This window comes from Variovorax sp. PMC12 (assembly GCF_003019815.1).
GTDB lineage: Bacteria > Pseudomonadota > Gammaproteobacteria > Burkholderiales > Burkholderiaceae_C > Variovorax.
The window spans coordinates 4,285,874-4,299,651 of sequence record NZ_CP027773.1; the positions used below are offsets into that span (position 1 = coordinate 4,285,874).

General features: G+C 68.8%; 12 protein-coding genes. 4 read left to right on the top strand and 8 right to left on the bottom strand.

Going from position 1 to position 13,778, the window contains the following annotated elements; all coding sequences use genetic code 11:
- The first annotated feature begins 82 nt into the window (after positions 1-82).
- On the top strand, positions 83-694 hold the full coding sequence (locus C4F17_RS19830) for a glutathione S-transferase N-terminal domain-containing protein (protein WP_081268741.1): 612 nt from the start codon (positions 83-85) through the stop codon (positions 692-694).
- 117 nt (positions 695-811) lie between these two features.
- Here C4F17_RS19830 and C4F17_RS19840 read toward each other — a convergent pair whose 3' ends face one another.
- The 6 genes from C4F17_RS19840 to C4F17_RS19865 all read right to left on the bottom strand — a co-directional run bounded on the left by C4F17_RS19840 (position 812) and on the right by C4F17_RS19865 (position 7,232).
- Positions 812-1,606, bottom strand: a complete 795-nt coding sequence (locus tag C4F17_RS19840) for an SDR family NAD(P)-dependent oxidoreductase (RefSeq protein WP_106936387.1) — start codon at positions 1,604-1,606, stop codon at positions 812-814.
- On the bottom strand, positions 1,603-2,904 hold the full coding sequence (locus tag C4F17_RS19845) for an MFS transporter (protein WP_199851871.1): 1,302 nt from the start codon (positions 2,902-2,904) through the stop codon (positions 1,603-1,605). The genes C4F17_RS19840 and C4F17_RS19845 overlap by 4 nt, the downstream gene beginning before the upstream one ends.
- 12 nt (positions 2,905-2,916) lie before the next feature.
- Positions 2,917-4,134, bottom strand: coding sequence for an SAM-dependent methyltransferase (locus tag C4F17_RS19850; protein ID WP_081268743.1), 1,218 nt, complete (start codon positions 4,132-4,134; stop codon positions 2,917-2,919).
- Between the two features lie 61 nt (positions 4,135-4,195).
- Positions 4,196-4,993: a DUF1365 domain-containing protein gene (locus tag C4F17_RS19855; RefSeq protein ID WP_106936388.1), complete on the bottom strand. Its 798-nt coding sequence runs from the start codon at positions 4,991-4,993 to the stop codon at positions 4,196-4,198.
- Positions 4,990-6,324, bottom strand: coding sequence for an NAD(P)/FAD-dependent oxidoreductase (locus C4F17_RS19860; protein ID WP_106936390.1), 1,335 nt, complete (start codon positions 6,322-6,324; stop codon positions 4,990-4,992). The genes C4F17_RS19855 and C4F17_RS19860 overlap by 4 nt, the downstream gene beginning before the upstream one ends.
- Positions 6,325-6,617: 293 nt before the next feature.
- The gene (locus tag C4F17_RS19865; protein WP_106936391.1) at positions 6,618-7,232 is read right to left on the bottom strand and encodes a glutathione peroxidase; all 615 of its coding nucleotides are present in this window, start codon (positions 7,230-7,232) and stop codon (positions 6,618-6,620) included.
- Positions 7,233-7,361: 129 nt separating this feature from the next.
- On the opposite strand from C4F17_RS19865, the gene C4F17_RS19870 reads away from it, so the two are divergent.
- The 3 genes from C4F17_RS19870 to C4F17_RS19880 all read left to right on the top strand — a co-directional run bounded on the left by C4F17_RS19870 (position 7,362) and on the right by C4F17_RS19880 (position 9,752).
- Complete coding sequence (locus C4F17_RS19870; protein ID WP_081268747.1) at positions 7,362-8,219, top strand: ferritin; 858 nt, start codon at positions 7,362-7,364, stop codon at positions 8,217-8,219.
- A gap of 84 nt (positions 8,220-8,303) precedes the next feature.
- Positions 8,304-9,203: an RNA polymerase sigma-70 factor gene (locus C4F17_RS19875; RefSeq protein ID WP_106936393.1), complete on the top strand. Its 900-nt coding sequence runs from the start codon at positions 8,304-8,306 to the stop codon at positions 9,201-9,203.
- 87 nt (positions 9,204-9,290) lie between these two features.
- A complete protein-coding gene (locus C4F17_RS19880; protein WP_106936395.1) occupies positions 9,291-9,752 on the top strand; it encodes a carboxymuconolactone decarboxylase family protein in 462 nt (153 codons plus the stop codon).
- 4 nt (positions 9,753-9,756) lie between these two features.
- Here C4F17_RS19880 and C4F17_RS19885 read toward each other — a convergent pair whose 3' ends face one another.
- Together C4F17_RS19885 and glnE are read right to left on the bottom strand one after the other, a co-directional pair.
- Positions 9,757-10,983, bottom strand: a complete 1,227-nt coding sequence (locus C4F17_RS19885) for a septal ring lytic transglycosylase RlpA family protein (protein ID WP_106936397.1) — start codon at positions 10,981-10,983, stop codon at positions 9,757-9,759.
- Complete coding sequence (gene glnE, locus C4F17_RS19890; protein ID WP_106936398.1) at positions 10,976-13,771, bottom strand: bifunctional [glutamate--ammonia ligase]-adenylyl-L-tyrosine phosphorylase/[glutamate--ammonia-ligase] adenylyltransferase; 2,796 nt, start codon at positions 13,769-13,771, stop codon at positions 10,976-10,978. Before glnE ends, C4F17_RS19885 begins: the two co-directional genes overlap by 8 nt.
- Positions 13,772-13,778: the final 7 nt, after the last annotated feature.

Consider the following 13,778-nt stretch of genomic DNA (forward strand, 5'->3'; position numbering starts at 1 on the left):
GGGCCGATTCGGACCTCCGGTTTCCCCATTCACCTAAAATGACTATTAACTAATGTTGTCATAGTTTGGGGAGAGAGCCTTCATGAAACTGATCGGATCGGCCGCCAGCCCGTATGTGCGCAAGGTGCGTGTGGTGCTGGCCGAGAAACGGCTCGATTACCAGTTCCTGATCGAAGACGTCTGGGCTGCCGAAACCACCATCGCCAGCTCCAATCCCCTGGGGAAGGTGCCCTGCCTGATCATGGAAGGCGGCGAGGCGATGTTCGACTCGCGCGTGATCGTCGAATACCTCGACACCCTGTCTCCGGTCGGCAAGCTGATTCCCCAGCAAGGCCGCGAGCGCGCCGAGGTCAAGACCTGGGAAGCTCTGGCCGACGGCGTCATGGACGCCGGCGTGCTCTGGCGCCTGGAAGCCACCTGGTCCGGCCGCAACGACGGCGAACGCAGCGCGGCATGGATCGAGCGCCAGCGCACCAAGGTGCTGGACGGGGTCGCGGCCATGGCCAAGGGGCTGGGCGACAAGCCCTTCTGCAGCGGCATCCACCTGAGCCTGTCGGACATCGCGGTCGGCTGCACGCTCGGCTGGCTGGACCTGCGCTTCCCCGAGATCGAGTGGCGCGCCGACCACGCCAATCTCGCCAAGCTGTACGACAAGCTGATGCTGCGCCCCAGCTTCATCGACACGAAGCCCTGACTCTCCCCCAGGCTTCGCGCACTTCGTGTCGCTTCTCCTTCCCCCTCGCCGGGGGCGACACCGGTGGCCCGGCGAAGCCGGTTCCACGGTGTCTCGCGAAGAATCCTTCCGCTACCGTCACAAGCCGGTGAACCGCGCCACCGCCGGGAAGTACAGCCGATAGGGCAACAGCCGCATGAGCTTCATCCAAAAGGTGAAGCGGCGCGGGAAGTGGATCTCGAAATCGCCCCGGCGCCAGCCCTCGAGCATGGCCTCGGCCGCCTGGGCGGGGGTGATCAGCGCCGGCATCCTGAAATCGTTCTTCGCCGTGAGCGGGGTGTCGACGAAGCCCGGCTGCACCACGCTCACGCCGATGCCGCGCGCATGCAGGTCGACGTACAGCACCTCGGCCAGGTTGGTGAGCGCGGCCTTGGTCGGACCGTAGGCCAGGCTCTTGGGCAGCCCGCGAAAGCCGGCCACGCTGCCGGTGATCGACACATGCCCCGCACCGCCCGCCACGAAGCCGGGCAGCACCGCCGCCAGCACATTGAGCGCGCCGACGTAGTTGACCTGCTGGTGCGCCAGCATCTGATCGAGCGAGAACGCATCGGCGCGCAGCGCGCCATAGGTGGCGGCGTTGAAGAGCACGAAATCGATGGCGCCCGTGGCCGCCAGCAGCTGCGCATGCGCGGCGGCCACCGCGGCGCTGTCGCGCACGTCGAGCGGCAGCACGATCACGCGCGGCGGCTGGCCGGCATGGTTGTGCAGCAGCGCCAGTTCTTCGAGCGCCTCGGCGTTGCGCGCCGACACCCCGACCCGCGCGCCGCGCGCCAGCAGCGCCAGCACCGTCGCCCGGCCGATGCCGGTGGACGCGCCGACGATCCACGCGGTCTTGCCCTGCCAGTCGGCGAGCGGAGGATTCAGCGGCTTCAAGGCGCGGCCTTCGAGACCGGCATGGGCTGCTGCGATGCCGCCGCCGGGCGAATCACCAGTGCCCACAGCGAGGCGCCCGCAAGCACCTTGAGCACGCAGGGCAGCAGGCAATAGGCCAGCGACAGCGCCTGCAGCGCGCCTGCCTCGCGCGCGCCGGGCACGTAGCCGGCCAGTCCGAGCAGCGGCAGCGCCAGTCCCGCCGCCAGCGCCAGGTTGAGCTTGGTCGCGAAATTCCACCAGCCGAAGTAGGCGCCGGCATGCGGCTGGTCGCCGGCGTCGGCAATGATCCCGGCCAGCAGGGCGCTCGGCAGCACCAGGTCGGAGCCGATCGCGAAGCCCGACAGCGCGCACACCACCAGGAACGGCACAGCGTCGCCCGCGCCCATCGCGCCGGCCCAGGCGAACACCGCCACCGACATGCACATGCCGCCGAGCCACGAACGCGCCAGCCCGAAGCGTTTCACGATGCGTAGCCACGCCGGAATCGACGCCGCCGCCATCACGAAGTACAGGCCCAGGAAGGCCGGCTCCAGCGAGGCCGGGGCGCGCAGCCGGTCCTGCACGAAGAACAGCACCAGCGTGGCCGGCACCGCGCTCGCGATGCCGTTGAGCACGAACACCGCCAGCAGCCGGCGGAATGCCGGGCGGCGCAGCGGCAGCCGCAGGTCGACCTCTTGATGCGCAGCGCTGCCACGCACGGGCCGTGGCGCCCGCGTCCAGAGCACCCAGCCGATCACCAGCAGCACGCCGAACAGCGCCACCATCGCGGGCAGCCCCGCCAGCGTCGGGATCACGGAGGCGAGCACCACGCCGACCAGCCCCAGGCCTTCTCGCCAGCCGACGATGCGCCCGCGCTGCAAGGCGTCGCCGCCGAGCATCGCGCCCCACGACTGGTGCGCGATGCTCAGCATGCTGTAGCCCGCGTAGGTCAGCGCCAGCAGCACGGCCGCCGCCACCAGCAGCGCGCCATGGCTCGACGGATCGACCAGCGCCTGCGGAAAGAACAGCAGCCCGAAGCCCAGCAGCAGCACGCCGGCCGCGACGGCGCCGCCGCCCAGCACCGCGTGCGCCGAGCGCGCGTGCAGCCGGTCGCTGAGCCGCCCGAGCAGCGGATCGATCAGCGCATCGAGCAGCCGCGCGCCCAGCAGCACTGCGCCCAGCGTGGCCAGCGGCACGCCGAAGGCGCGCGCGTAGTGGTTGGGCAGCAGCACGTAGAGCGGCAGCGCGACAAAGGCGAGCGGTAGCCCGAGAAGGCCGTAGCGCAAGCCGGCCAGGGGTCCGAAGGAAGACGACACCAAGGTCCGCGCGATCTAGCGCTTGCGCAGCGTGTACTGCACCACGTCGATGTTGGCCTGCGAGAACGCGGCCTCGCAGTAGGCCAGGTAGAACTCCCAGATGCGCATGAAGCGCTCGTCGAAGCCCAGCTGCAGGATCTGCGCGCGCTGTCCCAGGAAGCTCTCGCGCCAGCGGCGCAGCGTCTCGGCGTAGTCGGCGCCGAAGGCGAACTCGTCCACCACCTCCAGCCCCGCGGCCTCGGCCTCGCGGCGGAACTCGCGCGGGCACGGCAGGCAGCCGCCCGGGAAGATGTACTGCTGGATGAAGTCGGTCGAGTCGATGTAGCGGTCGAACAGCTCGTCGTCGATCACGATGCTCTGCACGCAGGCGCGGCCGCCCGGCTTGAGCAGCCGGCTCACGCTGCGGAAGTAGGTCGGCCAGTACTCGCGGCCCACGGCCTCCACCATCTCGATGGAGCAGACGGCGTCGAAGGGTGCGTCCGAGATGTCGCGGTAGTCCTGCAGGCGCAGGTCCGCGCGCAGGCCGGCGGTGCGCTGCTGCGCGAAGGCCAGTTGCTCGGTCGAGAGCGTCACGCCCGTCACCGAGGCGCCGAAGTCGACGGCGGCCATCTCGGCCAGCGCGCCCCAGCCGCAGCCGATCTCGAGCACGCGGTCGCCGGGTTTCACGGCTGCGAGTTCGAGCGCGCGGCGCACCTTGGCGCGCTGCGCACCGGGCATCGGCTTGGAGAGGTCGCCCTCGAACCAGGCCGACGAATAGTTCATCGTCTCGTCGAGCCAGAGCTTGTAGAACGCGTTGCCCAGGTCGTAGTGCGCATGGATGTTGCGCGAGCTGCCGGCCTTGCTGTTGCGGTTCATGAGATGCCGCACCCGGTACACCAGGCGGCCGAACCAGTTGCCGTACACCACGTCTTCGATTGCGCGGCGGTTGGCGATGAACACCTTGATCAGCTCGGTGAGGTTGGGCGTGGTCCAGTCGCCCGCGATGTAGCTCTCGGCAAAGCCGATGTCGCCCGACTTGAGCGCGGCCTTGCACACGTTCCAGTTGCGCAGCGTGAGCGACGCGGTGGGGCCGCTGCCGGGCGTGGCGCCGAAGTGCCGCACGGAGTCGTCGGGCAGGCGCACGGTGAGCGAGCCGTAAGCCAGCCGCTGCAGCAGGCCGAGCACGGTGCGTGCGGCGCCGGGCGCATCCTGGGGCAGCGAGAAGCGGGAGGCAGTGGTGAGGGAGGAAGTCATTGAAGTACCTTCATGCTGCGCACTGCGGTGCGAGCTTGCTTGGGGCGGCCCGGCGCGGCGCTCATGGATTCGCCTGCTGCTGGTTGTCGCGTGAAACGAAATGGGTGGGAGGCGCCGGCTTGGCGACGAACGGCACGCGCTTGAGCCAGAGCCTGGCGGCCTGCCAGTGGATGCGCGCAATCAGCCCGAAGGTCATCGCCGGGTAGCGCCACAGCGCGCGCCGCACGCTGGCCGCGTCCATGGGGGCGAGCTGGCCGCTCACGCTGGTCTGCAGCAGCGGGCCTTCGGCGTCGTCGTGGTCGATGCGCACCACGGTGCGCGTCAGCTCGGCATCGACGAAGAAGCGGAACCGGTAGCCGCCGCTGACCTGGCAGAACGGCGAGACGTGGAAAGCCTTCGCGGCCTTGAGCTCGGCGCCGTACACGGGGCGGTCGAGCAGGTAGCAGTGGCGCTCGCCGAAGGTGTTGTTCACCTCGACCACGATCGCCCGCAGCACGCCTTCGGGCGTATGGCAATACCAGAAGCTCACCGGCTTGAAGGTGTAGCCGAATACGCGCGGATAGCAGTGCAGCCAGGCTTCGCCGGTGGCGTCGTGGATGCGGTGGGCTGCCAGCAGTTCGTCGAGCCAGGCCAGCGCGCCGCCTTGCCGGGGCGCTCGGCCGTCGCCGTGGTCGACGTCGTGGAAGGAAATCGCGGCCCGGCGATTGAGCGCCACGGCCTCGCTGCCATGCGCGCGCAGCGTGCGCATCGGCAGCATCAGGAAATAGGTCGGATAGGCGAAGGCGTTGCGCGCCGGGCGCAGGCGTGCATGGCGGACTTCCCCGAAGCCCATCAGCGGCACGGCCTGCGTCGGTGTCATGCTGCGCGCCTCGCGGTCGCGTCGCTGCCGGGGGACAACCGCGCGCGCAGGCCCGCGGCGGCGGCCAGGCCGGCCTTCAGGCCGTCCTCGTGGAAACCGTAGCCCATCCAGGCGCCCGCGAACCAGGTGTTGCGCTGGCCTTGGAGGGCCGGCACCTCGGCCTGCGCGCGGATCGCGGCAAGGTCGAGCACCGGGTGGTCGTAGTCGTATTCCGCCATGACCTGACTACGCTGGATCTCGCGAACCGGATTCAACGAAACGACGACCGGCTGCTCCCAGGGCAGCGGCTGCAGCTTGTTCAGCAGGTAGTGCAGGCAGACCCGGCCCGATTCGCGCTCGCCGACGGCAGCCCGCTCGTAGTTCCAGGCGGCCCAGGCCGAGCGGTGCCGCGGCAGCACGGCCGCGTCGGTGTGGAGCACGGCGTGGTTCGGCTGGTAGCGGATTGCGCCCAGCACGGCGGACTCGGCCGGGCTGGCGTCGCCCAGCATTGCCAGCGACTGGTCGGAGTGGGTGGCCAGCACGACGTGGTCGAAGCGCTCGGTGCCGGCGTCGGTCGCCAGCAGCACGCCGTTCTCGGTGCGGGTGATGCGCCGCACGGGGGTGTTCAGGCGCTTGTCGGGCAGGCCGGCGACGATTTTCTCGACGTAGTTGCGCGAACCGCCGCGCACGGTGCGCCACTGCGGCCGGTTGGCGATCTGGATCAGGCCGTGGTTGTGGCAGAACCGGATCATGGTGGCCACCGGGAACGCCAGCATCTGCGTGGTCGAGCAGCTCCAGATGCAGCCCATCATCGGCAGGAAATACCAGTCGCGGAACGCCGCGCCGAAGCGGTTGGCATCGAGGAATTCGCCGAGCGGCTGGGCCAGCTCGCCCTCGGTGCCGGCCTCGGCGATGCGGGTGGTCAGGCGGTTGAAGCGCAGCAGGTCGCGCAGCATGCCCAGGAAGCGGGCGTCGAACAGGTTGCGGCGTTGCGCGAACACGGTGTCGAGGTTGTTGCCGCTCCATTCGAGCGGGCGGCCGTCGTCGCGCGTCGCCTGGACCGAGAACGACATGTCCGACTCGGCGGTCTCGACGCCGAGATCGGAGAAAAGCCGGATCAGGTGGGGATAGGTGCGGTCGTTGTAGACCAGGAAGCCGGTGTCCACGCCGTGCGCGACGCGGGTGACATCGGTGGGCGAGCGCGCAAGCTCAATCGTTGCCGTGTGGGCGTGGCCGCCGAAGTAGTCACTGGCTTCGAAGAGGGTGACGGCGGCCGCGTCGCGCAACGTCTGCGCCGCGGCCAGTCCCGAGATGCCGGCGCCGATGACGGCGATGCGGGTGGGATGCGTCATCGCACAGCCCCCGCCCGGCCAGAAGACAAAAATGCTGCGAGGCGCCCCGACGCGAAGGAGGGAGGGAGGGAGGAGGAGAAGAATCGCCTCGGGATTTCGACCGGACGGCAGGCGTCCGGAAGACCTCGCAACATGAAAACTGGTGGGCAATCACTGCCCACGCAAGTTAGGAGCGAAGCGGCTGCGGGACGGTTCCCACCGCAGTGGTAAACGTTTGTTTCGCTCAGTTCACATTGATTTGGACGCATCGGTAAATAATATTACCGATCCGTCTTTCTGTGAACTGTGCAGTCTCAATTTGGTCCGAGCTGCTTCTCGATGACGCTCACGAAACCGTTTTCGTCCGGCGCGGTCATGCTCGACCACGCCTGCACGACCTTGCCGTCGCGCCCGATGAGATACTTGTAGAAATTCCACTTGGGCGTGGTGCCCGAGGCCTGCGCGAGCTGCTTGAACAGCGGATTCGCCTCCGTGCCGCGCACCGACGACTTGGCGAACATCGGGAATTTCACCCCGAAGGTGCTCTCGCAGAAGTCCGCGATTTCCTTGTTCGAGCCCGATTCCTGGGAGAAGTCGTTCGATGGGAAGCCCAGCACCACGAGGCCGCGCGAGCGGTATTTCATGTCCAGCGCCTCCAGGCCCTTGTATTGCGGCGTGAATCCGCAGAAGCTGGCCGTGTTGACCACCAGGACCACCTTGCCGGAGTACTGGCACAAGGTCTGGGGTTTTTCATCCTGCAGCCGCGGGAAGGTGTGCTGGAGGATGGCCGGGCATCCTGCGGCCTCCGCCGGGGCGATGGCTGCCGGCGGTGTCTGCGCACTGGCCGGAAGGGCGGTAAACAGGCTCGCCAGCAGGGAGATAGCCGGTACGAGGCCGACTAGAGCCGACAATGGGGAACGGGTTCGCATGGCGGACTCCTGGTCAAAAAGGGGGAATGCGCATCCGCGCCGCGAGGGCGCGCGTATACGCATCATCGCGCGTCTGTCATGGTCGCGCCAAACGGGCCGACTAAAATCGACGGCCATAGAAAGACATTGATGCTCTATCCGGAACTTTTCAGACAACTCGAATCCGTCCGCTGGGACATGGACAAGGATATTCCCTGGCAGTCGTTCGACGCTTCTTTGCTGACGGAAGAGCAGGCGCAGACCATCAAGATGAACGCCATCACCGAGTGGGCTGCGTTGCCGGCCACCGAGATGTTCCTGCGCGACAACCGCCACGATAGCGATTTTTCGGCTTTCATGTCGATCTGGTTCTTCGAAGAGCAGAAGCACTCGCTGGTGCTCATGGAGTACCTGAAGCGCTTCAGCCCCAAGCACGCTCCCACCGAGGCCGAACTCCACGAGGTGCGCTTCGACTTCGACCCGGCGCCCCCGCTCGAAACCCTCATGCTGCACTTCTGCGGCGAGATCCGCCTCAACCACTGGTACCGCCGTGCCGCCCAGTGGCACACCGAGCCGGTCATCAAGCACATCTACACCACGCTGAGCCAGGACGAAGCCCGCCACGGCGGCGCCTACCTGCGCTACATGAAGCGCGCCATGGAAAAGTTCGGCGACGAGGCCCGTGCCGCCTTCACCAAGGTCGGCGTCCTCATGGCCAGCGCCCGCCGCACGGCGCAGGCGCTGCATCCGACGAACCTGCACGTCAACAAGGCGCTGTTCCCCAACGACACCATCCAGAGCCGCATGCCCGACCCTGACTGGCTCGAGCACTGGCTCGACAAGCAGATCAAGTTCGACGCCGTCTGGGAAACCAAGGTCGGCGAGCGCATCCTGCACAACCTGAGCCTGCTCATGGACCGCAGCTTCAAGACGGTCCAGGAACTGAACCGCTACCGCAAGGAACTGGCCGCTTCGCTCGGCCCCAAGCCCGAATACCAGGGCGCATAAGCAAAGAAAGAATTCGCCCCGCACCCCGGGGCGATTTTTTTGGGGCGGGTGTCACAAACCGCGTGTGCCAGCCGTCTAGCAGCCATGGACGACGCCACCCTCACCTTCAACCGCCACCGCCCTCGCCTGCAGGGCATCGCCTACCGCATGCTCGGCTCGGTTGCCGAGGCGGAAGAGGTCGTGCAAGACGCCTGGCTGCGCTGGCACGAAGCCGCCAAGGACGCCTTCGACAGCGCCGAGGCCTGGCTCGTGACCGTCGTCACCCGCCTGTCGATCGACCGCCTGCGCGCCGCCAAGGTCCAGCGCGAGCACTACATCGGCGCCTGGATGCCCGAGCCTACGCTCACCGGCGCGCCCCATTCCCCCGCGACCCCCGCGACCCCCGAGCAACTGCTCGAGCGCGCCGACAACATCTCCGTCGCCTTCCTGGCCGTGCTCGAGCGCCTCGCTCCGGAGGCCCGCGCGGCTTTCCTGCTGCGCGAGGTGTTTGATGCCGACTACGAAGAAGTCGCCCGCACCCTCGGCAAGAGCGAGGCCGCCTGCCGGCAACTGGTGCACCGCGCCAAGGCCCAGGTGCAGGAGGGGCGCCCGCGCTTCAGCGTGCCGCGCGAGACCCATGAGCGCCTGCTGCGCGCCTTTGCCGATGCCGCCGCGCGCGGCAGCCTGCATGAATTGAAGGCGCTGATGGCCGAGGACGCCGAGCTCATCGGCGACGGCGGCGGCAAGGTGCCGACCTTCGGCAAGAGCCTGCATGGCAGCCAGCGCGTGGCGCAGCTCTACTTTGCGCTCTGGCGCCGCATGGGGCCGGCGGTGCGCATGGAAATCGTCGACATCAACGGCGAGCCGGGCATGCTGCGCTTTCTCGACGGCGAACTCGAATCGGCCCAGACCTTCGAGATCGAGGACGGCCGCATCGTGCGCATCCGCGCGCAGCGCAACCCCGACAAGCTGGCGCGCATCGCGCAGCTTTTTTCTTCGAAATAATTCGCGCGGCGTGTCACAGGGCGTGGGGCCCGTCCGTCTTCAGTGGGTGAGCAGGCAGATTTCATTGCAACCCAACTGGAGAAACCCATGAACCCCACTTTGCGCCTCAACTGGTCCAAGCTCGCCCCGAAGTCCTTCGAGGCTTTTCTGTCGGTCAATGCCACGCTCGAGTCGAGCACGCTGGGCAAGGTGCTGATCGATCTCGTCTTCGCACGTGTCTCGCAGGTCAACGGCTGCGCCTACTGCCTCGACATGCACGTGCGCGACCTGCGCAAGCAGGGCGAGGAATGGCAGCGCATCAACAGCCTGCCGACATGGCGCGAGGTGAGCTTCTACAGCGACCGCGAGCGCGCCGCGCTGGCCTGGGCCGAGTCGCTCACGCGGCTGGCCGACCGCCATGACGAACGCGATGCCGAGTTCGCCGCGCTGAAGGCCAATTTCAACGACAAGGAAATCGCCGAACTCTCGGTGGCGATCGCGCAGATCAACAGCTGGAACCGCCTGGGCGTCGGCATGCGCCTGCCCGTCGCGGCCAAGGCGATCGCCTGAAGGCTCAGCGCCGCTCCACCACCATCGGCGAAATGCGCAGGCTGTCGCGCAACTGCGTGACGACCTCACTGGCCGCACTGCGCGACGGGAACGGCCCGGCCTGCAGCCGGTGCGTGCCCGCCTCGCTGAACACGCGCAGTTGCGGCGCCAGCGCAGGCACGCCGTGCGCGGCCTGGTTCAGCATGCTTTCGGCGCCGTCCCGCTCACGGAAGGCGCCGAGCTGCACCCAGAAGCCCTGCAGCGCGGTGGAGGGCGCCGGTGCGCCCGCGGGCAACGGCGGCGGTGACGAAGGCGCGGCCTGCAGCGGCGCCAGGTCGGTCATCACGATGGCGGGGCGCGTCGGCGGAATGGATGGCGGCGACTGCGCCGATTCCGGCTCGGCCCCCGCCGGCGGCACGGTGGCGATCGGCGTCTGCGGCGCGACCGGCATCGTGGATGCGGGCGGCGGCAGGTCGTTGTAGCCGCTGTTGTTGCCCGCGGCGACGGGCGTCGTCCACTGGACGGGCACCGCCACGGGCTGCTGCGCATTCGACGCACGCGACAAGGACGAGGATGACGCCACGCGCACCGGAACGAACTGCGCAGCCGGTGCCGCGGGTGCAGCGGCAGGCGCCGCCGCCGCATAGGCCGTGCCCGAATCCCGCCGCCATGCGCCGGTGCGGATGTCCTCGTTGGTGATCCGCTCGATCTCCACCGGCGCCACGCCGCGCAGCAGGTCGAGCTTCAGCGCGGCGGTGTAGCTCAGGTCGATGACGCGGCCGTCGACGAAGGGGCCGCGGTCGTTCACACGCACGATCACCTCGCGGCCGTTGGCCGGGTTGCGCACGCGCACATAGCTCGGCAGCGGCAGCGTCTTGTGCGCGGCCGTCATGGCGTACATGTCGTAGGGCTCGCCGCTCGACGTCGACTGGGCGTGGAACTTGGTCCCGTACCAGGAGGCCAGCCCCGATTCGCGGAACGGCTGGTCGTCGGTGATCGGCGCATAGCCGCGGCCCAGCACCGTGTAGGGCTTGGCGGTGCCGCCGCTGGTGCGGATGGGTTCGATGCGGGGCTCGGCGTCGGGCACGCGCGCCAGGTCGGGCGGAATATTGGTGCCGGGGCCGTCGCGGCCGCCGGTGGCGCCACCGCCGCCGGAGCGCGGGCCGCTCGCGCAACCCGCGAGGAAGACGGCGACGGCCACCGCGCAGGCGGCCATCGCGGTGCTCAGTGGGGTGCGGGTGCCGTCAGCCAAATACCGCCTTCCAGAGCGCCAGCATGGCGTCGCGCTCGGCGGCCAGTGCTGGCGGGGTGACTTGCGTCGGTTCTTCGTTCAGGCGCGCGCGATGCTGCACGCGGCGCAGCTCGCGGTAGGCCCGCGCCGCGCTGCGGCCCACGCCTTCGGGCAGCAGCCCGGCCAGTTCGGCGCGCAGCAGCAGCGCGATGTTGCCCACGTTGGGAATCAGCTCGGGATGCTCGCCCGAGGACGACAGCACCAGGAACTGCACCGCGAACTCGGCATCGACCATGCCGCCGGGGCTGTGCTTCACGTCGAAGCGGCCGGCCTTCACCGGCCGCGCGCCGCGCAGCTTTTCGCGCATGGCGATGATCTCGGCCTTCAGCGCCTCGCGGTCGCGCGGCGACACCAGCACGGCCTCGCGCACCTGGTCGAAGCGCGCGCCCAGTTCGGCGCCGTGGTCGCTGCTGCCCAGCACGAATCGCGCGCGGGTCATGGCCTGGTGTTCCCAGGTCCAGGCGGTGTTGCTGCCGCGGCCGAGCTGGTACTTTTCGTAGGCCTCGAAGCTGGTGGTCAGCAGGCCGGAGTTGCCGTTGGGCCGCAGCGCGGTGTCGATCTCGAACAGGTCGCCCTCGCGCGTCTTCACCGTGAGCCAGTTGATGAGCTTGCGCACATAGGCCGCGTACACCTCGCCGGCCCGCTCGTCGTCATCGTCGTAGACGAACACGATGTCGAGGTCGCTGCCGTAGCCCAGCTCTTTGCCGCCCAGCTTGCCGTAGCCGATGATCGCGAACTGCGGCTCCTCGCGGTGGCGGTTGCGCACGTGCGGCCAGCACCAGCGGGCGGTCACGCGCAGCGTGGTGTCGGCCAGGGCGCTCAGGTCGTCGGCCACCTGCTCGACGGTGATGCGGCCGTCCACGTCGCGTGCCAGCGTGCGGAACACTTCGGCATGGTGGGCGTGGCGCAGCAGGTTCAGCAGGCGTTCCTCGTCGGCTTCGCCGGTGCGGGTGAGCGAGGCGTGGCGCGCCTCCAGTTCGCGCTCGAACTCGGCGGCCACGAAGCGGCCGGAGAGCATCTCGTCGCTCGCCAGTTCGTCGATCACGCCGGGATGCTGCATCAGGTAGCGCGCGGGCCATCTGGCCGCGCCCAGCAGGCGCAGCAGGCGTTCCTGCACGGCGGGCCGTTCGACCAGCAATGCGAGATAGCTCTCGCGGCGCATCAGCGGCTCGATCCAGTCGGCCCAGCGCATGGCGGCGTCGACGTGGCGCGGCGTCTGCCCCGGTCCGTCGCCGTCGGCCTCCTTGAGCCACACGCCGGTGCGCTGCACCAGCTGGCGCAGCCGCACGCGGGTTTCCTCGCGCAGGGCCAGCACGCGGGGCTGCTCGCACCAGTCGCGGATGCGTTCTGCAAAGACCTGCGGCAGGTCGCCGAGCAGGTCGGCCAGCTCGGCGGGGGCGGCGGCCTTCTTGCCGCTGCACTTGCCGTTGCAGGGCTTCTCGCCGCCGAGCAGCTTGTCGAACTCCTGCGCGACGAACTCGCGGTGGGTGTCGAGCTGCGCGAGGAAGGGGCAGCAATCGGCATAGCCCATGGTCTGGGCGATCCAGCGCAGGTCGTCGTCGGCCACCGGCAGCACGTGGGTCTGCTGGTCGTCGAGGTACTGGATGCGGTGCTCCACGCGGCGCAGGAACTCGTAGGCCGCGGCCAGCGCATCGGCGGTTTCCTGCGGCATCAGGTTGGCGCGCGCCAGGCGCTGCAGCGCATCGAGCGTGGGGCGCGTGCGCAACTCGGGGAACTGGCCGCCGCGCACCACCTGCAGCAGCTGCACGGTGAATTCGATCTCGCGGATGCCGCCGCGCGACAGCTTCACGTCGTTGGCGCGCTCGGGCCGGCCGGCGCTGCGGCGCGCCGACTGCTCGCGGATCTGACGGTGCAGCACGCGCAGCGAATCGAACACGCTGTAGTCGAGGTAGCGGCGGAACACGAATGGCAGCACCGCGCCGCGCAGCGACTGGGCCTGGCCTGCCTGCACCACGTCGCGCGGGGCCACCACGCGGCTCTTCATCCAGGCGAAGCGCTCCCACTCGCGGCCCTGCACCTGGAAATACTCTTCCAGCGCGTCGAGCGAGACCACGCTCGGGCCCGAATTGCCGTTGGGACGCAGCGCCAGGTCGACGCGGAACACGAAGCCGTGCTCGGTGGTGTCGCCCACCAGCGCATAGATGCGCTTCACGGCACGCGCGAAGTACTCCTGGTTGGACAGCCGGCCGCGCCCTTCGGCGTCGCCCCGGGTGTCGCCGTCCAGGTCGTAGAGGTAGATGAGGTCGATGTCGCTCGACACGTTGAGCTCGCGCGCGCCGAGCTTGCCCATGCCGACGATCCACAGCTGCGCGCGCTGGCCGTCGGGGCCCAGCGGCGCGCCGTGCACGGCGTCGAGTTCGTGGCAGGCGTCCCGGCAGGCGATGTCGAGCGCCAGCTCAGCCAGCTCGGTGACCGCGGTGGTCACCACGGCCAGCGGCGCCTGCGCGTCGCAATCAAGAGTTACAAGCCGCTCCATCACGAGCTGCCGCACAATCCTCAGGGCATCGCCGACGCTGTCCCCACGCAGGCGCAATGCCTCGTAAGCCACCGTCATCGACTCGCGCCGCGGCGCGCCAGGGGGAAGCAATGAAAGCTCGGCCGCATACCTGCGACGCAGGCGCTGCACGAAGCGCGAGTAGGAGGAGAACGCTGTTTGCGTCGAAGTGGCTGGCAACTGGTTCACACTGATGCTGGTTTCCGTGGAACCCCTCTGAATGCTGGCGGTCATAATTCCC

Excerpts from the sequence above, each read along its gene's own strand:
- C4F17_RS19865 (WP_106936391.1), bottom strand. The coding sequence starts at position 7,232 with ATGCGAACCCGTTCCCCATTGTCGGCTCTAGTCGGCCTCGTACCGGCT.
- glnE (WP_106936398.1), bottom strand. The coding sequence starts at position 13,771 with ATGACCGCCAGCATTCAGAGGGGTTCCACGGAAACCAGCATCAGTGTG.
- C4F17_RS19880 (WP_106936395.1), top strand. The coding sequence starts at position 9,291 with ATGAACCCCACTTTGCGCCTCAACTGGTCCAAGCTCGCCCCGAAGTCC.
- C4F17_RS19855 (WP_106936388.1), bottom strand. The coding sequence starts at position 4,993 with ATGACACCGACGCAGGCCGTGCCGCTGATGGGCTTCGGGGAAGTCCGC.
- C4F17_RS19875 (WP_106936393.1), top strand. The coding sequence starts at position 8,304 with ATGGACGACGCCACCCTCACCTTCAACCGCCACCGCCCTCGCCTGCAG.
- C4F17_RS19860 (WP_106936390.1), bottom strand. The coding sequence starts at position 6,324 with ATGACGCATCCCACCCGCATCGCCGTCATCGGCGCCGGCATCTCGGGA.
- C4F17_RS19830 (WP_081268741.1), top strand. The coding sequence starts at position 83 with ATGAAACTGATCGGATCGGCCGCCAGCCCGTATGTGCGCAAGGTGCGT.
- C4F17_RS19850 (WP_081268743.1), bottom strand. The coding sequence starts at position 4,134 with ATGACTTCCTCCCTCACCACTGCCTCCCGCTTCTCGCTGCCCCAGGAT.
- C4F17_RS19870 (WP_081268747.1), top strand. The coding sequence starts at position 7,362 with ATGCTCTATCCGGAACTTTTCAGACAACTCGAATCCGTCCGCTGGGAC.